Here is a 22,263-nt window from a genome sequence, read left to right on the forward strand (position 1 = left end):
GGGTAACCCGGCAGGACGCCGGGTTAGCCGCACTGGGCCAAGGATGGCCCATTGCGGCGGCCCACGGATTCAAGCCTTCGTTCGGGCACACCGAGCCTAGGCGAGGTGCCGAGTGTTGGGGCAAGAGCCCTTTTGGTTACTTTTGGGGCTCTTTTCCAAAAGTGACCCGCCGTAAGGGCGGAACCCATATCAGCCGTTACCGCAGAAACGGATATGTACTCATTCCAACAGCCCAAAAAAAAGGCGCGACCCCCAACAGGATCGCGCCTTCTTTTTCATCCGCAGCCTATCAGCTACCCAACGCCTTGGACGCCAGCCAGAACAACCCAGCCGACAAGGCCACAGTCGCCGGCAAGGTCAACACCCAAGCCATCAGAATGGTCTTGACCGTGCCCCCCTGCAGGCCGCTCTTGTTGGCAACCATGGTCCCGGCCACACCCGAGGACAGCACGTGGGTGGTCGAAACCGGCAAGGCAAAGATATTCGCAAAACCAATCATGGTAGCGGTAGTGATCTGCGCCGACATGCCCTGGGCGTAAGTCATACCCTGCTTGCCGATCTTCTCGCCGATGGTCAGTACCACACGCTTCCAACCCACCATGGTGCCCAGGCCCAGGGCCAGTGCAACCGCGAGGATCACCCAGAACGGTGCGTACTCGGTGGTAGCGGTCAAGTCTTTGCGCAACTTGTCGAGGTCGGACTTTTCACGCGCATCCAGGCCAGGCAACTTGCCGACTTTCTTCGCGGTGTCATCCAGGCAGAGCAAATAGCGACGCACTTCAATACGCTGGTCAGAAGTCAGCGAGTGATAGTCGGACACACCCTTGAGGGTGTCGACCAGCGCGTTGATGGTCGGCTCGGTCTGCTGTGGGTTGCACTGGAACTTGCCTGGCAGGTCGTCCTTCACGCTTTTGCCCAGGGCCAGGAACTCACCGAGCGTGGCGTTATTGCGCTGGTAGAACTGGCTCAAATGCACGGTCGCATCGCGGGTACGTTCGATCTGGTAAGTGGTGCTGCCCAAGTCGAGTACGAATTGCGCCGGCACGATGCCGATCAGCACCAGCATGATCAGGCCGATACCTTTCTGGCCGTCATTGGAGCCGTGCACGAAACTCACGGCCATGGCGGAAATCACCAGCACCAGGCGGTTCCAGAACGGCGGGTGCTTCTTGTCGTCAAGCTTGCGGCGCTGGTCCGGGGTCTTGTGCATCTTCGACAGCGGACGCCACCATTTCAGGCCGATCAGCACCAGGGCCGCGACCAGGAAACCGGCCATCGGCGAGAACACCAGCGACGCGCCGATATCCACAGCCTTCTGCCAGTTCACACCGTCAGCCAGGGGGATGTCGTTGATCAAGGCGTTGGCCAGGCCGACACCGAGGATCGAGCCGATCAGGGTGTGGGAGCTGGAGGCAGGGATACCGAAGTACCAGGTGCCCAGGTTCCAGGTGATCGCCGCCGCCAACAAGGAGAAGACCATTGCCAAACCATGGCCGGTGTTCACATTGATCAGCAACTCCACCGGCAGCAAGTGCACGATGGCGTAGGCGACACCGACACCACCGAGCAACACGCCGAGGAAGTTGAACACCCCGGAGAAGAACACGGCCAGGTGCGGCGGCATGGCTTTGGTATAGATGACTGTGGCCACCGCGTTAGCGGTGTCATGAAAGCCATTGATGAACTCGAAGGCGAGGACAAAGGCGAGGGCGAGCAATAGGCTCACTAGAACCCAGGCATCCAGTCCGCTGAATAAATCGATCATGAAGGTTTTCTGACCCGGTCGTAAGGGGGCGCGATTATGCCAGAAAACCTCGGTAATCGATGCACTAGCTGCTCATCGGTCACAATCTTCATTGAAAAAAACCGGGCCAAAGGCGCTCATCCCACGGTTTTAGGGGCTTTGGCAAGTCTTTGATTTATAAAGCACACCGCCGAAAAGCCGCAGTTTCGTCATCAAAACGTCATGTCTGAAACATTTGTATGAAAATTCGTTGGCTGCAGTAGGAGACTGACCACTGGGCGCTGATGCGGGGGGGCCTTTCACCGGCAATGCACCGGTGAACACGGCAAGACCTGGGACCTGAAACCGAATGGCTTATGGCTCTTCGGTCTTGAGTTCCTGTTCAATCTTTTGGATTTCCTGGGCAAATGCCTGGTCGAGCAGGCTGGCACGCTTGCGCCATGGTTTGCGTTCAGGTTCAGGCTGGGCGGCGTAGGTGGTGACTTCCCCGCCGTAAACGTCCTTGTAACGTTGCTCCTGGCGCTCAAGTTCCGCGCGCAGTTCATCTTTCGTCACATTGTTACCTAATTGAGTTGAGTGTTATTAGTCTGCTGAGATATACCGGAAGGCCGCCCTCGGCTGTATCGACCTGAACCCTTTCATTGAAACAGGTTCAAGTAGTCACGTTTTAGTGCACGTAGTCGAGGCGGGCAGTAGCGTTCGATTATGCACGGCGATCACCGGTTGAGCTTCGGTCCGGCGAGTGAGGCGGGCAAGCCTGGGCATAGGGTGCATTATAGCGACACATTTGGATAAGACTATCAGCATAAAGTTAAAAAGCGTCAATGTTGTGTGTGGGTTTTGTTACACAAGCATGTCCGTGTTTGTGGAAATTTTGGCGCCATAAGTTCCACGAAACTTTAGCCGTTATAAAACACCTTTGTAACTTTGCAGGCGATGCCCATCGAAGGACATTCCCGCGGCCCATAGGCGCCAGCGGTTTGCGATAATCGCATGACCGTCCGATAATCGCCCAATGTTCTCAGGCCTGCCTTGTGCAGCCTGGCCGACGCGGCTTGTAATAGCGGCCAAACCTCCCACGCGGTCGACAATAAGAGAAAGGATCCCCACATGAACGATCAATTGCGCAACTCTTTCGCGTCAGTGGCGCCGCCGATCGTTGCTTCACCGGCCAAGCGCATCCAGGCGTTTACCGGTGATCCGGACTTCATGACGTCCCTGGCACGTGGCCTGGCCGTGGTGCAGGCGTTCCAGGAGCGCAAGCGCCACCTCACCATTGCGCAGATCAGCCACCGCACCGAAATCCCCCGCGCTGCCGTGCGCCGTTGCCTGCACACCTTGATCAAGTTGGGCTACGCCACCACGGACGGGCGCACGTATTCGTTGTTGCCCAAGGTCTTGACCTTGGGTCATGCCTACTTGTCATCCACACCCCTGGCCGTGTCGGCCCAACCTTATCTGGATCGCATGAGCGAGCAGCTCCACGAAGCCTGCAACATGGCCACCCTCGAAGGCGACGACATCCTCTATATCGCCCGCTCGGCCACCACCCAGCGCCTGATTTCAGTGGATTTGTCGGTAGGCGGGCGCTTGCCGGCCTATTGCACCTCCATGGGCCGCATCCTGCTCGCGGCACTGGACGATGCCTCGTTGCAGGATTACCTCGACCATGCTGACCTGCAAACCAAGACCAGCCGCACGCTGACCACCCCCGAGGCCCTGTTCGAATGCCTGCAACAAGTACGGCAGCAGGGCTGGTGCATCGTCGATCAGGAACTGGAACAGGGCCTGCGCTCCATCGCCGTGCCGGTGTACGACGCGTCCGGTCAGGTGCTGGCCGCGCTCAACGTCAGCACCCACGCGGCGCGGGTCAGCCGCAGCGAGCTGGAGCAGCGCTTCCTGCCCAGCATGCTCAGCGCCAGCCGCGAGTTGAGCGCACAGCTGTTTGCCTAAGCTGTTCGGTGACCGCACAGATCCCCGGTTGATCAATTGACGCTGTTCCCCCTGGCTTATTAATGTGCGGCAGCGCTCCTTCAGGGGCCGCCGCCCAATAATAACGACGACCTCAGGCCGTCAGCCCGCCATCGGTGTGGAATAAAAATAATGAATCAGCCTTCTGTCGGTACCACCCTGGACGTCCAGTCCTTTATCAACGCCCAGCCACTGTCCCGCTACCAGTGGCGCGTGGTGATCCTGTGTTTCCTGATTGTGTTCCTCGATGGCCTCGACACCGCCGCCATGGGTTTTATCGCACCGGCGCTGTCCCAGGATTGGGGCATCGACCGCGCCAGCCTCGGCCCGGTGATGAGCGCCGCGTTGATCGGCATGGTGTTCGGTGCCTTGGGTTCCGGGCCGCTGGCCGACCGTTTCGGGCGCAAGGTGGTGCTGGTCGGCGCGGTGCTGGTGTTTGGCGCCTTCAGCCTGGCCTCGGCCTACAGCAGCAATGTCGACCAGTTGCTGGTGCTGCGCTTCCTCACCGGGCTCGGCCTGGGCGCCGGCATGCCGAACGCCACCACGTTGCTTTCCGAATACACGCCTGAACGTCACAAGTCGTTGCTGGTGACCAGCATGTTCTGTGGTTTCAACCTGGGCATGGCCGGCGGTGGGTTTATCTCGGCCAAGTTGATCCCGGCGTTCGGCTGGCATGCACTGTTGATGATCGGCGGCATCCTGCCGTTGATCCTGGTGGTGGTACTGATGCTGTGGCTGCCGGAGTCGGCGCGCTACCTGGTGGTGCGCAACCGTGGGACCGACAAGGTGCGCAAAACCCTTGCACCCATCGAGCCGACGATTGTCGCCCAGGCCACCGCCTTCAGCGTGCCGGAGCAAAAAACCGTCAAGGCGCGCAACGTGTTTGCGGTGATCTTCTCCGGCACCTACAGCGCCGGCACCTTGCTGCTGTGGCTCACCTACTTCATGGGCCTGGTGATTGTTTACCTGCTGACCAGCTGGTTGCCGACGCTGATGCGTGACAGCGGCGCGAGCATGGAGCAGGCGGCGTTTATCGGCGCGTTGTTCCAGTTTGGTGGCGTGTTGAGCGCTGTTGGTGTGGGGTGGGCGATGGACCGGTTCAATCCCCACAAGGTCATCGGCACTTTCTACCTGCTGGCCGGGGTGTTTGCCTACGCGGTGGGGCAGAGCCTGGGCAATATCACCGTGTTGGCGACGCTGGTGCTGATTGCCGGCATGTGCGTGAACGGCGCGCAGTCGGCGATGCCATCCCTGGCGGCACGCTTCTACCCGACCCAGGGCCGCGCCACCGGCGTGTCATGGATGCTCGGCATCGGCCGCTTTGGTGCGATCCTCGGTGCCTGGATGGGCGCTACCTTGCTGGGCCTGGGCTGGAATTTCGAGCAGGTGCTGACGGCGCTGGTGATTCCGGCGGCGCTGGCCACGGCGGCGGTGGTGATCAAGGGCATGGTCAGCCATGCGGATGCGACCTGAGAGCGGGCACGGTTTAAAAAATGTGGGAGGGGACTTGCCCCCGATGGCGGTGTGTCAGTCAGCACATCTTTGACTGATCCACCGCCATCGGGGGCAAGCCCCCTCCCACATTCAACCGAGTTCACATGAAGGTTAGCTAGATAACAATCCGTTCGATAATCGAACGCTGAGTCGATTATCGGATTGTTTGGCCCATTTCCCCGGCTTAATCTTCAAGCACTTCGGCGCCACCTCAGCGCCTTTTTCGATCCACACCGGGAGCCCAACCCCATGGCTGAAATTCTTGCGCTGCGTGACGCGGTGAAGCGATTCGTGAACGACGGCGATACCGTCGCACTGGAAGGCTTCACCCACCTGATCCCTACGGCCGCGGGTCATGAAATCATTCGTCAGGGCAAGAAAGACCTGACGCTGGTGCGTATGACGCCTGACCTGATCTACGACCAGTTGATCGGCGCCGGCTGCGCCCGCAAGTTGATTTTCTCCTGGGGTGGCAACCCCGGCGTGGGCTCCCTGCATCGTCTGCGTGACGCGGTAGAGAAACAATGGCCGCAACCGCTGGAGATTGAAGAGCACAGCCACGCCGACCTGGCCAATGCCTACGTCGCCGGTGCGTCCGGCCTGCCGTTCGCGGTGCTGCGTGCCTACGCCGGTTCCGACCTGCCCAAGGTCAACCCGCTGATCAAGACCGTCACCTGCCCGTTCACCGGCGAAGTGCTGGCGGCGGTGCCGTCGGTGCGCCCGGACATCACCGTGATCCACGCACAAAAGGCCGACCGCAAGGGCAACGTGTTGCTCTGGGGCATCCTCGGTGTGCAGAAGGAAGCGGCGCTGGCGGCCAAGCGTTGCATCGTCACCGTCGAAGAAATTGTCGATGACCTCAATGCGCCAATGAACAGCTGCGTGTTGCCGACCTGGGCCCTGACTGCGGTGTGCCACGTACCTGGCGGCGCGCACCCGTCCTACGCCCATGGCTACAACGAGCGTGATAACCGTTTCTACCAGGCGTGGGACCCAATCGCCCGCGACCGTGGGACCTTTACCGCCTGGATCGACGAATACATCCACGGCACTGCCGACTTCAATGAATTCCAGGCCAAACTGGCCATCGCGCAGGAGGCCAAGTAATGGCTTACTCGACCAATGAAATGATGACCGTCGCCGCCGCGCGTCGCCTCAAGAACGGCTCGGTATGCTTCGTCGGCATCGGCCTGCCGTCGAAGGCGGCCAACCTGGCGCGCCTGACCTCGTCGCCGGATGTGGTGCTGATCTACGAGTCCGGCCCGATTGGCGCCAAACCCTCGGTACTGCCGCTGTCCATCGGCGATGGCGAGCTGGCGGAAACTGCCGACACCGTCGTACCGACCGGTGAGATTTTTCGCTACTGGCTGCAGGGCGGGCGCATTGACGTCGGCTTTCTCGGCGCCGCCCAGGTCGACCGCTTCGGCAATATCAACACCACCGTGGTCGGTGATTACCACCAGCCCAAAGTGCGACTGCCGGGTGCCGGTGGCGCGCCGGAAATTGCCGGTTCGGCCAAGAGCGTGTTGATCATCCTCAAGCAGTCGTCGCGCTCGTTTGTCGACAAGCTGGACTTCATCACCTCCGTCGGCCACGGCGAAGGCGGCGACTCGCGCAAACGCCTGGGCCTGCCGGGTGCCGGGCCTGTCGGAATCATTACCGACTTGTGCACGATGGAGCCGGAAGAGGGCACCCATGAATTTGTGGTTACCGCGCTGCACCCTGGCGTCACCCGCGAGCAAGTAGTCGCGGCTACCGGCTGGGCCATACGTTTTGCCGATCAAGTCGCCATCACCGCCGAGCCGACCGACATCGAGCTGACCGCCTTGCGCGACCTCGAAGCCCGCACCGCCGCGGCCCACGGCCAAGCGCCGGGAGAAGCCTGATGCGCGACGTATTTATCTGTGATGCCATCCGCACCCCCATCGGCCGTTTCGGCGGTGGCCTGGCCACAGTGCGCGCCGATGACCTGGCCGCGCTGCCGATCAAGGCACTGATGGAGCGCAACCCGTCGGTGGATTGGAGCGCAGTGGACGAGGTATTCCTCGGCTGCGCCAACCAGGCCGGTGAAGACAACCGCAACGTCGCGCGCATGGCCCTGCTGCTGGCGGGCCTGCCGGAGAGCATTCCCGGCGTGACCCTCAACCGCCTGTGCGCCTCGGGCATGGACGCCATCGGCACCGCGTTTCGCGCCATCGCCAGCGGTGAAATGGAGCTGGCGATTGCCGGCGGCGTCGAGTCGATGTCCCGCGCGCCGTTCGTGATGGGCAAGGCCGACGCGGCGTTTTCGCGCAACATGAAGTTGGAAGACACCACCATCGGCTGGCGCTTTATCAACCCGTTGATGAAAGCCCAGTACGGTGTGGATGCGATGCCGCAGACCGCCGACAACGTCGCCGACGACTACAAGGTATCGCGCGCCGACCAGGATGCTTTCGCCCTGCGCAGCCAGCAACGTACCGCCGCCGCGCAGGCCGCCGGGTACTTTGCCGAGGAAATCGTGCCGGTGCGCGTCGCGCATAAAAAAGGCGAAACCCTGGTCGAGCACGACGAGCACCCACGCGACACCAGCCTGGAAGCCCTGGCCAAACTCAAGCCGGTCAATGGCCCGGACAAGACCGTCACTGCCGGCAATGCCTCGGGCGTCAACGACGGCGCGGCCGCATTGATTCTTGCGTCTGCCGACGCCGTGAAAAAACATGGCCTGACCGCCCGCGCCCGAGTCCTGGGCATGGCCAGCGCCGGTGTCGCACCGCGTGTGATGGGCATCGGCCCGGTGCCGGCGGTGCGCAAACTGGTGGAGCGCCTGGGCCTGGCCGTCACCGATTTTGACGTGATCGAACTCAATGAAGCCTTTGCCAGCCAAGGCCTCGCGGTGCTGCGTGAACTGGGCATCGCGGACGACGCGCCCCAGGTCAACCCCAACGGCGGCGCCATCGCCCTCGGCCATCCTTTGGGCATGAGCGGCGCACGGCTGGTATTGACCGCGCTGCATCAGTTGGAAAAAACCGGCGGCCGTAAAGGCCTGGCGACCATGTGTGTGGGCGTCGGCCAAGGCCTGGCCCTGGCGATTGAACGCATCTAATAAGAGAGGACTGCTCCATGAGTGACAAGCCCGGTTACCGGCGCCCGCAAGCGGGCACTCAACCTGATTACCTGCACCCGGCCTACCAGTCGACGAACCTGCGTTCGCCGTCCCAGCCGTTGGTGTTTCTGCCCCATTCCCTGTCGGAAATCACCGGCCCGACCATCGGCGCCGAGCGCGTCAATGAGAAGGACAACGACCTCACTGCCCAGCATGAAGGCGAGCCGCAAGGCGAACGCATCATCATTCATGGTCGTGTGCTGGATGAAAACGGTCTGCCGGTGCCGGGCATTCTGGTGGAGATCTGGCAGGCCAACGCCGCCGGTCGCTACAACCACAAGCGCGACCTGCATGACGCACCGCTGGACCCGAACTTCACCGGCACCGGGCGCACCGTCACCGACGCCGATGGCTGGTACCAGTTCCAGACCATCAAGCCCGGCGCCTACCCGTGGGGCAACCACCACAACGCGTGGCGCCCGGCGCATATCCACTTTTCGCTGTTCGGCCCCAGCGTGCTCACGCGCCTGGTCACGCAGATGTATTTCCCCGGCGACCCGCTGCTGGAGTACGACCCGATCTACAACTGCGTGCCGGACACTTCGGCCAAGCAGCGCCTGATTGCCAGCTTCGACCTGGAAAAAACCATTCCTTCCTATGCCCTCGGCTACCGCTGGGACATCGTCCTGCGCGGCCGCGACGCCACGCCGATGGAGAAATGAGATGACACTCAACGCGACCACGTCCCACACCGTCGGGCCGTATTACCACATCGGCCTGACCTGGCTGAACCGCGAAGACCTGACCACCGCCGCCACCCTCGGCGAGCGCGTGGCCATCAGCGGGCAAGTGGTGGATGGCAATGGCGATGTCGTCAACGACGCCATGCTGGAAGTCTGGCAGGCGAATGCCGCCGGCAAGTACGACCACCCTGAGGACGAACAGGACAAGGCTGTCGACCCCAACTTTGAAGGTTTTGGCCGGGTGCCGGTGGATGCCGAAGGGCGTTTTCGCTTTACCACCATCAAGCCGGGCAGTGTGCCGGGGCTTAAGGGCACGACCCAGGCGCCGCACCTGGTGGTGCTGGTGTTTGCCCGGGGGTTGGTGAAGCACTTGCTGACGCGGATTTATTTTGACGGCGAGGCACTGAACGGGGATGACCCGCTGCTGGCGTGTGTGCCGGCCCAGCGGCGCAGCACCTTGATTGCCGAGCGGGATGGGGCGGGGGTGTATCAGTGGAATGTGATTTTGCAGGGGACAGATAGGGAAACGGTGTTTTTTGATTATTGAGTGGGGCTGTAGGGCCTCATCGGGGGCAAGCCCCCTCCCACACTTGATAGGCGGCGCGGTCAAAATGTGGGAGGGGCGGTGCGACGATTCGACTTGCCCCCGATGAGGCCCTACAGCCAACCCTTATCCAAATGTCTTGTTGCGGAACATGGTTGTTGCAAAGTATGTCTAGGCTATAACCGTTCCCACTGAGTGAAAAAACCATGACAACAACAACGAGCCACTACACCGGAGAAGAACGCAGCAAAAGGATTTTTGCGATCGTCGGCGCCTCCTCCGGCAACCTCGTCGAATGGTTCGACTTCTACGTCTACGCCTTCTGCGCCATCTACTTCGCCCCGGCGTTTTTCCCGTCGGACAACCCCACCGTGCAACTGGTCAACACCGCGGGCGTATTCGCCGCCGGCTTCCTGATGCGGCCGATTGGCGGCTGGCTGTTCGGGCGGGTGGCCGACAAGCACGGGCGCAAGAACTCGATGATGATTTCGGTGCTGATGATGTGCGCCGGCTCACTGGTCATCGCCTTTCTGCCGACCTACAACGACATTGGCGTCTGGGCGCCGATCCTGCTGCTGGTGGCGCGCCTGTTCCAGGGCCTGTCGGTGGGCGGCGAGTACGGCACCACGGCCACCTACATGAGTGAAGTGGCGCTCAAGGGCCAGCGCGGTTTCTTCGCCTCGTTCCAGTACGTGACGCTGATCGGCGGGCAGCTGCTGGCGGTGCTGGTGGTGGTGATCCTGCAACAAATCCTCACTGAAGAAGAATTGCGCGCCTGGGGCTGGCGGATTCCATTCGTGATCGGCGCGATTGCGGCGGTGATCTCGCTGTTGCTGCGTCGCACCCTCAAGGAAACCTCCAGCAAGGAAATGCGCGAAGACAAAGACGCCGGCAGCATCGCCGCGCTGTTTCGCGACCACAAAGCCGCGTTTATCACCGTGCTCGGCTACACCGCCGGCGGTTCGCTGATTTTCTACACCTTCACCACCTACATGCAGAAATACCTGGTAAACACCGTGGGCATGCACGCCAAGACGTCGAGCTACATCATGACCGGCGCGCTGTTCCTGTACATGTGCATGCAGCCGCTGTTCGGCATGCTGGCGGACAAGATCGGCCGACGTAACTCGATGCTGTGGTTCGCCGGCCTGGGCACGCTGTTCACGGTGCCGATCCTGCTGACCCTGAAAACCGTCAGCAGCCCGTTCCTGGCCTTTGTGCTGATTACCCTGGCGCTGGCGATCGTCAGCTTCTACACCTCCATCAGCGGCCTGGTCAAAGCGGAGATGTTCCCGCCGCAGGTGCGTGCACTGGGCGTGGGCCTGGCCTATGCGGTGGCGAACGCGGTGTTTGGCGGGTCGGCGGAAGTAGTCGCGCTGAGCCTGAAATCCATCGGCATGGAAAACACCTTCTACTGGTACGTTACCGCGATGATGGCGGTGGCCTTCCTGTTCAGCTTGCGCCTGCCGAAACAGGCGGCGTACTTGCATCACGATCTGTAAGGGATGGGTTATGACACTGCGCACGAGCAATCAACTGTTCGACGCTTACTTCACCGCTGACAGCATGGCCGAGGTGTTCTGCGACCAGGGGCGCCTGCAGGGCATGCTGGATTTCGAAGCCGGGCTGGCGCGGGCGCAGGCCCGGGTCGGCGTGATTCCCCAGTCCGCCGTGGCGCCGATTGCCCAGGCCTGTCTGGCGTCGCTGTACGACGTGGATGCCCTCGGCATGGCGATTGCGACGGCGGGGAATTCGGCGATTCCGCTGGTCAAGGCACTGGGCAAGTTGATTGCCGGTGAAGATGCCGAAGCCGAGCGCTTCGTGCACTTGGGCGCCACCAGCCAGGACGTGATGGACACCGGCCTGGTGCTGCAAATACGGCGTGCGCTGGAATTGATCGAAACCGACCTGGCGCACTTGGGCGCAATACTCGCCGCCCAGGCGCAACGTTATGCGGGCGTGCCCTTGGCCGGGCGCACCTGGTTGCAGCACGCAACGCCGGTGACCCTGGGGATGAAAATCGCCGGTTGGCTGGGCGCGGTGACACGCAGCCGACAACGCCTGGCCGAGCTGAAACCGCGCCTGCTGGTGCTGCAGTTCGGCGGCGCCTCCGGCACCTTGGCGGCGCTCGGTGAGCAGGCGATGCCGGTGGCCGAAGCGCTGGCCGCCGAGCTGCAACTGAGCGTGCCCGAGCAACCCTGGCACACCCAGCGTGACCGGCTGGTGGAGTTCGCCAGCGTGCTCGGCCTGATCGCCGGCAGCCTCGGCAAGCTCGGTCGGGATATCAGCCTACTGATGCAGACCGAAGCGGCGGAAGTGTTCGAACCGTCGGCGCCGGGCAAGGGCGGCTCCTCGACCATGCCGCACAAACGCAACCCGGTCGGCGCCGCCGTATTGATCAGCGCGGCCACTCGGGTGCCGGGGCTGGTGGCGACGATGTTCAGCGCCATGCCCCAGGAGCACGAACGCAGCCTGGGCTTGTGGCACGCCGAGTGGGAAACCTTGCCGGAAATCTGTCGAATGGTATCCGGCGCGTTGAAACAGGCGCTGCTGGTCAGCGAAGGGTTGGAAGTCGACCCTGGGCGCATGGCGCATAACCTCGACCTCACCCAGGGTCTGGTGCTGGCCGAAGCCGTGAGTATCGTGCTGGCCCAACGCCTGGGCCGCGAAACCGCGCACCACTTGCTGGAGCAATGCTGCAAGCGCGCGGTCGCCGAGCAGCGCCATTTGCGCGCGGTGTTGGCGGACGAGCCGCAGGTCAGCGCCGAGTTATCCGCCGCTGAGCTGGACCGCCTGCTCGACCCAGCCCACTACCTGGGTCAGGCGCACACCTGGGTTACCCGCGCCGTCACCGAACACTTTGCATTGACTGCCTAAGGAGGCCTTTGTGGCATTTGTACAACTCGCCGATGGCGAACTGCATTACCAACTGGATGGCCCCGCCGATGCACCGGTACTGGTGTTGTCCAACTCGCTGGGCACCGACCTGCATATGTGGGACATCCAGATCGCGGCCTTCACCGAGCATTTTCGCGTGTTGCGCTTCGACACCCGTGGCCATGGCAAATCCCTGGTCACCCCGGGCCCCTACAGCATCGAGCAACTGGGCCGTGACGTGATCGCGCTGCTGGATGCGCTGGATATCCGGCGTGCGCATTTCTGCGGGCTGTCCATGGGCGGCCTGATCGGCCAGTGGCTGGGGATCAACGCCGGTGAGCGCCTGCAGCGCCTGGTGGTGTGCAACACCGCCGCCAGGATCGGCACGCCCGAGGTGTGGGACCCGCGGATCGAGATGGTCCTGCGTGACGGCGCGGCGGCGATGGTGGCGTTGCGTGATGCCTCGATTGCGCGCTGGTTCACCGCCGACTTCGCCGCCGCCAACCCGCACCAGGCCCAGCAGATTACCGACATGCTCGCGGCCACCTCGCCCCAAGGGTATGCGGCCAATTGCGCGGCGGTGCGTGATGCGGATTTCCGGCATCAATTGGCCTCGATCAAAGTGCCGACGCTGGTGATCGCCGGCACCGAAGACGCCGTAACCCCACCAGCCGGCAGCCACTTTATCCAGAACCATGTGCAGGGCGCCGAGTACGCCGAGTTCTATGCGGCGCACCTGTCCAACGTACAGGCCGGCGCTGCGTTCAGTGACCGGGTGATTGAATTTTTGCAGGCCCGCTGAGGAGTCTTTTGTGGACGAAAAACAACGTTACGCCGACGGCCTGCAAGTGCGCCGCGAAGTGCTGGGCGATGCCCATGTCGACCGCAGCCTCAATGCCCTGACCGAGTTCAACAGCGAGTTCCAGGAAATGATCACCCGCCACGCCTGGGGTGATATCTGGACCCGCCCCGGCCTGCCTCGGCATACCCGCAGCCTGATCACCATCGCCATGCTCATCGGCATGAACCGCAGCGAAGAACTCAAGCTGCACCTGCGCGCCGCCGCCAGCAATGGCGTAACCCGCGCCGAGATCAAGGAAGTGCTGATGCAGAGCGCGATCTACTGCGGGATCCCGGCGGCGAATGCGACGTTCCACCTGGCCGAGTCGGTGTGGGATGAGTTGGGTGTCGAGTCGCGCGAAGCCTGAGCTGGAATGCAGTCAAAATGTGGGAGGGGCGGTGCGACGATTCGACTTGCCCCCGATAGCATAGTGTCAGTCAACACATCTGTAGCTGATACATCGCTATCGGGGGCAAGCCCCCTCCCACATTGATATCGGTGTGTCAGTGGGAATCGGCGTCCCACACCCAGTTCCACACGCCGGGCAGGTGCACCGGCTCGCTCACATCCTTGACCGTACGCGCCAGTGCTGCACGCTGAAGCTGGGCCGTGTCGGTATAGAAAGGCTCGGCGGCCGTCTTCATGCCGTTGACCCGCGCGCTGTCCATCAGGATCTGCAGATATTCCTGCATATGCCGCGCGGTATAGCGGTTGATGTCATGGAAGGTCACCACCACCGGAATCACCCCGTCCACCGTCGGCAGCTCACCCAAGGCGATATGCTCGCGCACCACCGACAGTTGCCGATACAGGTTGGCGCGTCGACGTGGGCTGGCGTTGAAGCCCCAGATCTTGCCGTCATTGGCGCTCAAGTCGGTAAGCAGCACCTGCATGCCATGGCGTTGGTAGGCGGCGAAGGTGCGGCGGTCGTAGTTCCAGAACGGCGGGCGTACCAGCAGCGGCGGGCTGCCGGTGATCGAGGCGATGTCGGCCGCGCCCTGGGCGAGGGTGCGTTCCAGTTCGGCGTCACTGAGCCAGCGATGGTTGGTGTGAAACCCCGTGGCGGTGTGGAAGGCCAGGATATGCCCGCCGGCGAACTCGCGCTCCATGGTCTTGCGCCCGCGCGCGCTGCCGCCGGAGCGGCCCGCTTCGGTCTGCAGGAAGAACACCGCCTTGATCCCCGACAGCACCGGGTTGTTGGCCAGGTCCGCCACCACCGAACGGCTCGGGTTGTTGTAGCCCGAGGCGCTGGGACCGTCATCGAAGGTCAGCAGGAAGCGGATCGGCGCCTGGGTTTGCAGGCGCTGTTCGGTCTGCGGCGTGAGGGCGATGGGTGCGCCGATGCAGCCGCTCAGGCTCATGGCCAGGGCAAGTACAGCGAGTGCGGCAGCGAAGGACTTCATGGGGTACGCGGGCTCGAATAAAGGCCGCTGCTGAGGGGATCAGCAGCGGCAGGCGCGCACCATACAGCAAGTTTGACGCCGGTTTACAGCAGACTTATCGGGTAGCTGACGATCAACCGGTTTTCGTCAAACTCATTGTTGCTGTAGTCGCGGCGCATGCTGGAGTTGCGCCAGCGCACCGTAAGGTTTTTCAGGCTGCCGCTTTGCACGGTGTAGCCCAATTCGCTTTCGCGGCCCCATTCCTTGCCGTCGGTGATGGTGCCGGTGTGCACATTGCTGCCGCTGATATAGCGGTTCATCAGGGTCAGGCCCGGGATGCCGAGGGCGACGAAGTTGTAGTCGTGGCGCACCTGCCAGGATTTTTCCTCGGCGTTGTCGTAGCTGGAGTTGTAGCTGTCGTTGGCCAGGGTGCCGCCGCTGGTGCCATTGACGCGCATCCAGGCGTTGTTGCCGGTGAGTTTTTGCAGGCCGACGTAGAAGGTATTGCCGCCGTATTTGGCGGAGAACAGGCCGGACCAGGTCTTGTTGTCGAGGTCGCCTGCGCGAGCGCTGCCGTCGTCCTTGCCATAGAAGAAGCCGAGGTTGGCGCCCAGGGTCCAGTCGCCGATGGGCTGGCTGTGGATGACGTTGACGAACTGCTGGCGGTAGATGTCCTTAAGTTGGGCGTTCCACAGGCCGATCTGGGTGCGTTTGTCATTGAACGCGTATTCGCCGCCCTGGAAGTTGAAGCGGTCCGAGGTGAACGCGGCTTTCCCGGTCATCGACAGGTCGGTCATGCTGCTGTCGTCCCGTGGGCTGTTGGCGCGGAACTGGCCGCCATAGAGGGTCAGGCCGTCGATCTCCCTGGAGGTGACTTGCCCACCGCGCAGGGTTTGCGGCAGAGAGCGGCCATCGTCCGAGCGCAGGATCGGCAGCACCGGCATCCATTCGCCTACTTTCAGTTCAGTCTTCGAAATCCGCGCCTTGAACGCCACACCGAGGCGCCCGAATTCATCCGCCGGGCGGCCATCGTGGTCCAGCGGCAACAGCTGGGTGCCACCAGTGCCGCGCCCGCCATCGAGCTTCAAGGAATACAGCCCCAGCACATCCACACCGAAACCGACCGTGCCCTGGGTAAACCCGGACTTGGCGTCGAGGATGAAACTCTGCGTCCACTCCTGCGCGCCGCCCTGAGTTTTGGTGGGGTTGGTGTAATTGCGGTTGAAGAAGAAGTTGCGCAGGTTGAGGTTGGCGCTGGCGTCTTCGAGAAAGCCATGCTCTTCGGCGACGACGGGCAGGGCAAGACTGGCGACAGCGGTTGCCAGCAATAGCTGGCGCGGGCGGAACGTGCTCATGGTGTTGGACCTGTTGTTATTGGGGTTATGCAGGTGGCGGCCATGGTGCCGGGCGGTGCGGGCGCGGTGAAAGTGGGGGAGGGCGGGTTGTGGGCGATGATCGAACGTAAGTTGGGGGGCATTGAAACAGGCAAAAAAAACCGCTTCCGGTGAGGGAAGCGGTTTATCTACAACGACAAGACTCTTTACAGCCGTATCAGAACAACTTCAATGCCGGTGCTTCTTCTTTCAACGGCTCGTTCTTGGCGGTCTGCTCGTTCCAGCCGCCGCCGAGGGCCTTGTACAGGTTGACCTCGCTGTTGAGCTGCGCCAGGCGGTCGGTGATCAGCGATTGCTGGGCACTGAACAGCTGGCGCTGGGCGTCGAGGAAGGTCAGGTTGCTGTCCACACCAATGCGGTAGCGACGCTCGGCCAGGCGGTAGTAATCCTGGTTGGCCGCGACGAACCCGCGCTGGGCATCCAGCTGCTGCTTGTAGGTCTCACGCGCGGCGAGGCCGTCGGAAACTTCCTGGAAGCCGGTCTGGATGGCCTTCTCGTAGGTGGCCACGTTGATCTCTTTCTGGATCTTCGAGTAGTCCAGGCTCGCGCGCAGGCTACCGGCGTTGAAGATCGGGATGTTGATCTGCGGCGCGAACGACCAGGTGCCCGAGCCGCCTTTGAACAGGCCGCCAAGATCCGGGCTCAGGGTGCCGGCGTTGGCCGTCAAGCTGATGCTCGGGAAGAACGCTGCACGGGCTGCGCCGATATTGGCGTTGGCTGCCTTGAGGTTGTACTCGGCCTGCACGATGTCGGGGCGACGTTGCAGCAGGTCGGACGGCAATCCGGCCGGCACTTCGCTGAGCAGGTCATCCGACAGTGGTTTGCTGGCGATATTCGCCGGCAGGCCAGTGCCCAGCAGCAGGGTCAGGTTGTTTTCGTCCTGGGCCACCTGGCGGGTATAACGCGCCAGTTGAACCCGGGCGTTTTCCACCGAGGTGCGTGCCTGGCTGAGGTCGAGGGCCGAGGCCACGCCGACTTCGTTGCTGCGCGAGGTCAACTTGAAGCTCTGCTCGAATGCGCCCAGGGTGTCCTGGGTGAGCTTGAGCAGCTCCTTGTCGGCCTGCCAGGTCAGGTAGGCGTTGGCCACACTGGCCACCAGGCTGATCTGGGTGCTGCGCCGTGCTTCTTCAGTGGCGAAGTACTTCTGCAGCGCTTCTTCACTCAGGCTGCGCACGCGACCAAACAGGTCCAGCTCATAGGAGCTGATCCCGAGGGTGGCCGAGTACTGGCTGGTGATGTTTGCTTCGCCGGTCTGCGAGGCACGGGCCGGCACACGCTGGCGGCTGCCGCTGCCATTGGCCGACACGGCCGGAAACAGGTCGGCACGCTGGATGCGGTACTGCGCGGCAAACGCGTCGATGTTCAGGGCCGCGACACGCAGGTCACGGTTGTTCACCAGCGCGGTCTGGATCAGCTGTTGCAGGGCCGGGTCATGGAAAAACTGCTTCCAGCCCTGCTCGGCAGCGGCCTGGCCCGGCGCCTGGGCCGACGAGTACGCCGGCCCCTGCGGGAACTGGGCCGCTACCGGCGCTTCAGGGCGCTGGTAGTCGGGGATCAGCGAGCAGCCACTGAGCACAAAGGCAGTGACGGCTAAGGAAAGTAGCGACTTGCTCATTGGCCAGCCTCTTTAGGAGTTTGCTTGGTTTCTTTCGGTTTGCGGTCGCCGATGGCGGACACGGTTGCGAAGAACAACGGTACCCAGAAGATCGCCAACACAGTGGCCGTGATCATACCGCCAATCACGCCAGTACCGATTGCGTGCTGGCTGCCTGAACCGGCGCCCGAGGAGATCGCCAACGGCAATACGCCGAGGATGAACGCCATGGAGGTCATGATGATCGGGCGCAGACGCATGCGGGAGGCTTCGATAGCCGCCTCGACAATGCCTTTGCCTTGTTCATGCAACTCTTTGGCGAACTCCACGATCAGGATGGCGTTTTTCGCCGCCAGCCCCACCGTCACCAACAGGCCCACCTGGAAGAACACGTCGTTGGACAAGCCGCGCATGCTGGTGGCGATCAATGCACCCACCACCCCCAGCGGCACGACGAGAATCACCGCGATCGGGATCGACCAGCTTTCGTACAGTGCCGCGAGGCACAGGAATACGACGAGCAGCGACAGGGCGTACAACGCAGGCGCCTGGGAGCCGGACAAGCGTTCTTCATACGACAGGCCCGTCCAGGCATAGCCCACACCCGCCGGCAGTTGCTTGGCGATACGTTCGACTTCGGCCATGGCGTCACCGGTGCTGTAGCCCGGTGCCGGGGTGCCGAGGATTTCCATCGCCGCCACACCGTTGTAACGCGAGAGCTTCGGCGAACCGTAGATCCACTTGCCCGAGGCGATGGCCGACAACGGCACCATCTTCCCGGAGTCGCTGCGCACGTACCATTTGTTCAGGTCTTCCGGCGACATGCGGCTGGCGGCTTCACCTTGCACATACACCTTCTTCACGCGACCACGGTCGATGAAGTCGTTGACATAACTGCCACCCAGGGCGATTGCCAGGGTCTGGTTGATGTTCGACAGCGTGATGCCTTGGGCGCTGGCCTTTTCGTCGTCCACGGTGAGCTCGTACTGCGGCTCGTCGTTCACGCCGTTGGGGCGCACACCGGCCAGGATCTTGCTCTGGGCCGCCATGCCCAGGAACTGGTTGCGCGCCGCCATCAACTTCTCATGGCCAACACCGCCCTGGTCTTGCAGGAACACGTCAAAACCGGTGGCGTTACCCAACTCCAGAACAGATGGCGGCACGATGGCAAACACCATGGCGTCCTGGAACGTCTGCATGAAGTAACCCTGGGCGCGCTTGGCGATCTCGAATACCGAGTTCGACGCGTCACGCTCATCCCACGACTTGAGCATCACGAACGCCAGGCCCGAGCTTTGGCCACGACCGGCGAAGTTGAAGCCGTTCACGGTAAACACCGATTTCACGCCTTTGCCTTCGCCTGGTTCGCCTTCCTTGTCATTGAGCAGGTAGGCGCGCATGTCGTCGATGACTTTTTGCGTGCGCTCGGCGGAGGAACCCACTGGGGTCTGCACCTGGGCAAAGATTACGCCCTGGTCTTCATCCGGCAGGAACGCGGCGGGGATGCGCATGAACAACCAGATCATGCCGACGAGGATCAGTGCGTACACCAGGAACGCCGGGATCTTGTGCTTGATCATGTTGCCCACGCCACGCTCGTAGCTCAGTACGCCACGGTCGAAGGTGCGGTTGAACCAGCCAAAGAAGCCACGCTTGGGTTGGCCATGCTTTTCAGGGTCAATCGGCTTGAGCATGGTGGCGCACAAGGCGGGAGTGAAGATCAGAGCAACCAGTACCGACAACGCCATGGCCGAAACGATGGTGATGGAGAACTGTTTGTAGATCACACCGGTGGAACCGCCGAAGAATGCCATTGGCAGCAGAACCGCCGACAGCACCAGGGCAATACCCACCAGGGCACCCTGGATCTGGCCCATGGACTTGACCGTCGCCTCTTTGGGCGACAGGTGTTCCTCGGCCATGACCCGCTCGACGTTTTCCACCACGACGATGGCGTCATCCACCAGCAAGCCGATGGCCAGGATCATGCCGAACATGGTCAGGGTGTTGATGGTAAAACCGAACGCCGCGAGGATCCCGAAGGTACCCAGCAATACCACCGGAACCGTCATGGTGGTGATGATGGTGGCGCGGAAGTTCTGCAGGAACAGGAACATCACCAGGAACACCAGCACGATCGCTTCGACCAGGGTGTGTACTACACCGGAGATCGATTCGGTCACTACCGGCGTGGTGTCATACGGGACCACTGCCTTCATGCCAGGCGGGAAGAACGGTTCCAGCGAGGCCACGGTGGCGCGGATGGCCTTGGCGGTATCCAGGGCGTTGGCGCCCGACGCGAGCTTGATCGCCATACCGGAAGCCGGCTTGCCGTTGAACTGTGCACTGATGCTGTAGTTCTGGCCGCCCAGTTCGATACGTGCGACGTCATGCAGGCGCACCTGGGAACCGTCGGCATTGACCTTCATCAGGATGTTGCCGAACTGCTCAGCGGTTTGCAGACGGGTCTTGCCGATGATCGTCGCGTTCAGCTGGTTGCCGGGCAGGGCAGGCAGGCCGCCCAATTGACCGGTGGCCACCTGGACGTTCTGCGCCGAGATGGCGGTGCTCACATCTACCGGGGTCAGCTGGAAGTTGTTCAGCTTGGCCGGGTCGAGCCAGATCCGCATGGCGTACTGCGAACCGAACACCTGGAAGTCACCGACGCCCGCAGTCCGCGAGATCGGGTCCTGGATGTTGGACACGATGTAGTTGGAGAGGTCGTCCTTGGTCATGCTGCCGTCTTCCGACACCAGACCGATCACCATCAGGAAGTTCTTCACCGACTTGGTCACGCGGATACCCTGCTGCTGCACTTCTTGCGGCAGCAGTGGGGTCGCCAGGTTCAGCTTGTTCTGTACCTGAACCTGGGCGATGTCCGGGTTGGTACCCTGGTTGAACGTCGCGGTAATGGTCATGCTGCCGTCGGAGTTACTGTCCGAGGCGACATAACGCAGGTTGTCGATACCGTTGAGCTGTTGCTCGATTACCTGCACCACGGTGTCCTGCACGGTTTGTGCGGACGCGCCTGGGTAGGTCACCTGGATGTCGATGGCGGTTGGCGCGATGGCCGGGTATTGGTTGATGGGCAACTTCAGGATCGACAGTGCCCCGACCAGCATGATCACCAGGGCAATTACCCAGGCGAAAATGGGACGGTCGATAAAAAATTTCGACATGGGTTACTCCCCCTGGCCAGGCGCGGCAGCAGGAGCAGGAGCGGAACCGGCTGGCTTGGCGTTGTCAGCTTCCTTGACCTTGACCTCAGCGCCCGGCTTGACGTACTGCAAGCCTTCGGTGATGACACGGTCGCCAGCATTCAAGCCTTTTTCCACCAGCCAGTAGGCGCCGGCGGTGCGGTTGGCCACCAGCGTGCGTTGCTCGACTTTGTTATCAGCGTTGACGATCAGCGCGGTCGGGATGCCCTTGAGGTCACGGGTCACGCCTTGCTGTGGCGCGAGGATGGCCTTGCTGTTCACACCGGCTTGCAGCTGGGCGTGCACGAACATGCCCGGCAGCAGGGTGTGGTCAGGGTTGGGGAACACGGCGCGCAGGGTCACGGAACCGGTGGTCTGGTCGACTGAAACTTCAGAAAATTCCAGCTTACCTTCCTGGCCATAGTCGCTACCGTCTTCCAGGGTCAGCTTGACCTTGGCTGCGTTGGCGCCGGCTTTTTCCAGCTGGCCGCTTTCCAGGTCGCGGCGCAGTTTCAGCATTTCAGCGGAAGACTGCGTGACGTCGACGTAGATCGGGTCCAGTTGCTGGATCACCGCCATGGCGTCGGTCTGGCCATTGCTGACCAGTGCGCCTTCGGTGACGGCAGAACGGCCGATACGCCCGGAGATCGGCGCATACACCTTGGTGTAGCGCACATTGATCTGAGCGGTTTGAACGTTTGCTTCGGCGGTCATGCGATTGGCGACAGCGGTGTCGTATTCCTGACGGCTGACGGCCTGCTCATCGACCAACTGCTTGTAGCGATCGGAAATGGACTTGGTCTGGGTCAGGCTCGCTTGTGCGCTTTTGAGGGTGGCCTCATAGACCGACGGATCGATCTGGTAGAGCTGCTGGCCTTCCTTCACGTCCGCGCCTTCCTTGAACAGGCGCTTGAGGATGATGCCGTTGACCTGCGGGCGAACTTCCGCGATGCGGTAGGCGGTGGTGCGGCCTGGCAGCTCGGAGGTCAGGGTAAAGGCTTGCGGTTGAATGGTGACCACGCCGACCTGAGGGGGTTGAGCGGGCGGAGCCGCTTCTTCCTTTTTACATCCGCTGAGCAGCGATGCCAGGGCGACGGCAGTGACCAGAGCGGTAACAGCTGGCTTAAGTTGCATGAAGATCCTCGGGTCAGGCGCGCAGGGTGCGCACAAGAAGGGTGGAAGGGTAAAAAACAAGCTGTGAGTGGATAAGTAGCTTGCTACGCAATATACTTACGTTCATGGTTGTTTGTAAACTCTTGACAGGCTTCGCGGAATGTTGACAAAGCAACGCCCAAAGCCTCGATTCCATTACGTTCGGCACCCATGACGGTGTCGTCCCACAATTATTCAGATGATCGTCAGCGTCTATTAACGTTGCGTTAACGATAGTCCCAAGT

18 protein-coding genes are annotated in these 22,263 nt (G+C 62.0%); 11 read left to right on the top strand and 7 right to left on the bottom strand.

The features are described 5' to 3' along the window. Positions 1-289 precede the first annotated feature (289 nt). Both AC0IYH_RS20880 and AC0IYH_RS20885 read right to left on the bottom strand, forming a co-directional pair. Positions 290-1,765 (bottom strand): inorganic phosphate transporter, encoded by a 1,476-nt coding sequence (locus AC0IYH_RS20880; RefSeq protein ID WP_116628302.1) that lies wholly within the window; start codon positions 1,763-1,765, stop codon positions 290-292. Positions 1,766-2,098: 333 nt separating this feature from the next. Next, positions 2,099-2,299, bottom strand: coding sequence for a hypothetical protein (locus AC0IYH_RS20885; protein WP_003189295.1), 201 nt, complete (start codon positions 2,297-2,299; stop codon positions 2,099-2,101). Positions 2,300-2,854: 555 nt separating this feature from the next. On the opposite strand from AC0IYH_RS20885, the gene pcaR reads away from it, so the two are divergent. The 11 genes from pcaR (at position 2,855) to pcaC (ending at position 13,666) form a co-directional block, all read left to right on the top strand. Continuing rightward, complete coding sequence (gene pcaR, locus AC0IYH_RS20890) at positions 2,855-3,697, top strand: pca regulon transcriptional regulator PcaR (protein ID WP_101267406.1); 843 nt, start codon at positions 2,855-2,857, stop codon at positions 3,695-3,697. 150 nt (positions 3,698-3,847) lie between these two features. Next, positions 3,848-5,188: a 4-hydroxybenzoate transporter PcaK gene (gene pcaK / locus AC0IYH_RS20895; RefSeq protein ID WP_471836002.1), complete on the top strand. Its 1,341-nt coding sequence runs from the start codon at positions 3,848-3,850 to the stop codon at positions 5,186-5,188. Between the two features lie 270 nt (positions 5,189-5,458). Beyond that, positions 5,459-6,316 carry a CoA transferase subunit A gene (locus tag AC0IYH_RS20900; RefSeq protein WP_116628300.1) on the top strand — a complete coding sequence of 286 codons (858 nt, stop codon included), beginning with the start codon at positions 5,459-5,461 and terminating at the stop codon, positions 6,314-6,316. Continuing rightward, positions 6,316-7,095: a CoA-transferase subunit beta gene (locus AC0IYH_RS20905; RefSeq protein ID WP_116628299.1), complete on the top strand. Its 780-nt coding sequence runs from the start codon at positions 6,316-6,318 to the stop codon at positions 7,093-7,095. The genes AC0IYH_RS20900 and AC0IYH_RS20905 overlap by 1 nt, the downstream gene beginning before the upstream one ends. Further along, the gene (pcaF, locus tag AC0IYH_RS20910) at positions 7,092-8,294 is read left to right on the top strand and encodes a 3-oxoadipyl-CoA thiolase (protein WP_471836102.1); all 1,203 of its coding nucleotides are present in this window, start codon (positions 7,092-7,094) and stop codon (positions 8,292-8,294) included. The genes AC0IYH_RS20905 and pcaF overlap by 4 nt, the downstream gene beginning before the upstream one ends. Positions 8,295-8,311: 17 nt before the next feature. Beyond that, a complete protein-coding gene (pcaH, locus tag AC0IYH_RS20915; RefSeq protein WP_016975086.1) occupies positions 8,312-9,016 on the top strand; it encodes a protocatechuate 3,4-dioxygenase subunit beta in 705 nt (234 codons plus the stop codon). 1 nt (position 9,017) lies between these two features. Continuing rightward, positions 9,018-9,584, top strand: a complete 567-nt coding sequence (pcaG, locus tag AC0IYH_RS20920; protein WP_122772865.1) for a protocatechuate 3,4-dioxygenase subunit alpha — start codon at positions 9,018-9,020, stop codon at positions 9,582-9,584. Positions 9,585-9,787: 203 nt separating this feature from the next. Continuing rightward, positions 9,788-11,083, top strand: coding sequence for an MFS family transporter (locus AC0IYH_RS20925; RefSeq protein WP_116628296.1), 1,296 nt, complete (start codon positions 9,788-9,790; stop codon positions 11,081-11,083). A 10-nt stretch (positions 11,084-11,093) separates the two neighbouring features. Next, the gene (locus AC0IYH_RS20930; RefSeq protein ID WP_471836004.1) at positions 11,094-12,458 is read left to right on the top strand and encodes a 3-carboxy-cis,cis-muconate cycloisomerase; all 1,365 of its coding nucleotides are present in this window, start codon (positions 11,094-11,096) and stop codon (positions 12,456-12,458) included. Positions 12,459-12,468: 10 nt separating this feature from the next. Then, positions 12,469-13,260 carry a 3-oxoadipate enol-lactonase gene (gene pcaD, locus AC0IYH_RS20935; protein WP_122772867.1) on the top strand — a complete coding sequence of 264 codons (792 nt, stop codon included), beginning with the start codon at positions 12,469-12,471 and terminating at the stop codon, positions 13,258-13,260. Positions 13,261-13,270: 10 nt separating this feature from the next. Then, positions 13,271-13,666: a 4-carboxymuconolactone decarboxylase gene (gene pcaC, locus AC0IYH_RS20940; protein WP_116628293.1), complete on the top strand. Its 396-nt coding sequence runs from the start codon at positions 13,271-13,273 to the stop codon at positions 13,664-13,666. Between the two features lie 136 nt (positions 13,667-13,802). On the opposite strand, the gene AC0IYH_RS20945 is transcribed toward pcaC, so the two are convergent. The 5 genes from AC0IYH_RS20945 to AC0IYH_RS20965 form a co-directional block, all read right to left on the bottom strand. After that, on the bottom strand, positions 13,803-14,702 hold the full coding sequence (locus AC0IYH_RS20945) for a polysaccharide deacetylase family protein (protein ID WP_116628292.1): 900 nt from the start codon (positions 14,700-14,702) through the stop codon (positions 13,803-13,805). 83 nt (positions 14,703-14,785) lie between these two features. After that, a complete protein-coding gene (locus AC0IYH_RS20950; protein WP_116628291.1) occupies positions 14,786-16,036 on the bottom strand; it encodes an OprD family porin in 1,251 nt (416 codons plus the stop codon). Positions 16,037-16,232: 196 nt separating this feature from the next. Then, complete coding sequence (gene adeC / locus AC0IYH_RS20955) at positions 16,233-17,690, bottom strand: AdeC/AdeK/OprM family multidrug efflux complex outer membrane factor (protein WP_122772868.1); 1,458 nt, start codon at positions 17,688-17,690, stop codon at positions 16,233-16,235. Beyond that, the gene (locus AC0IYH_RS20960; RefSeq protein ID WP_122772869.1) at positions 17,687-20,848 is read right to left on the bottom strand and encodes an efflux RND transporter permease subunit; all 3,162 of its coding nucleotides are present in this window, start codon (positions 20,846-20,848) and stop codon (positions 17,687-17,689) included. Before AC0IYH_RS20960 ends, adeC begins: the two co-directional genes overlap by 4 nt. Before the next feature lie 3 nt (positions 20,849-20,851). Further along, on the bottom strand, positions 20,852-22,000 hold the full coding sequence (locus tag AC0IYH_RS20965; RefSeq protein ID WP_116628288.1) for an efflux RND transporter periplasmic adaptor subunit: 1,149 nt from the start codon (positions 21,998-22,000) through the stop codon (positions 20,852-20,854). Positions 22,001-22,263: the final 263 nt, after the last annotated feature.

It is taken from the genome of Pseudomonas sp. AC463 (genome assembly GCF_979253585.1).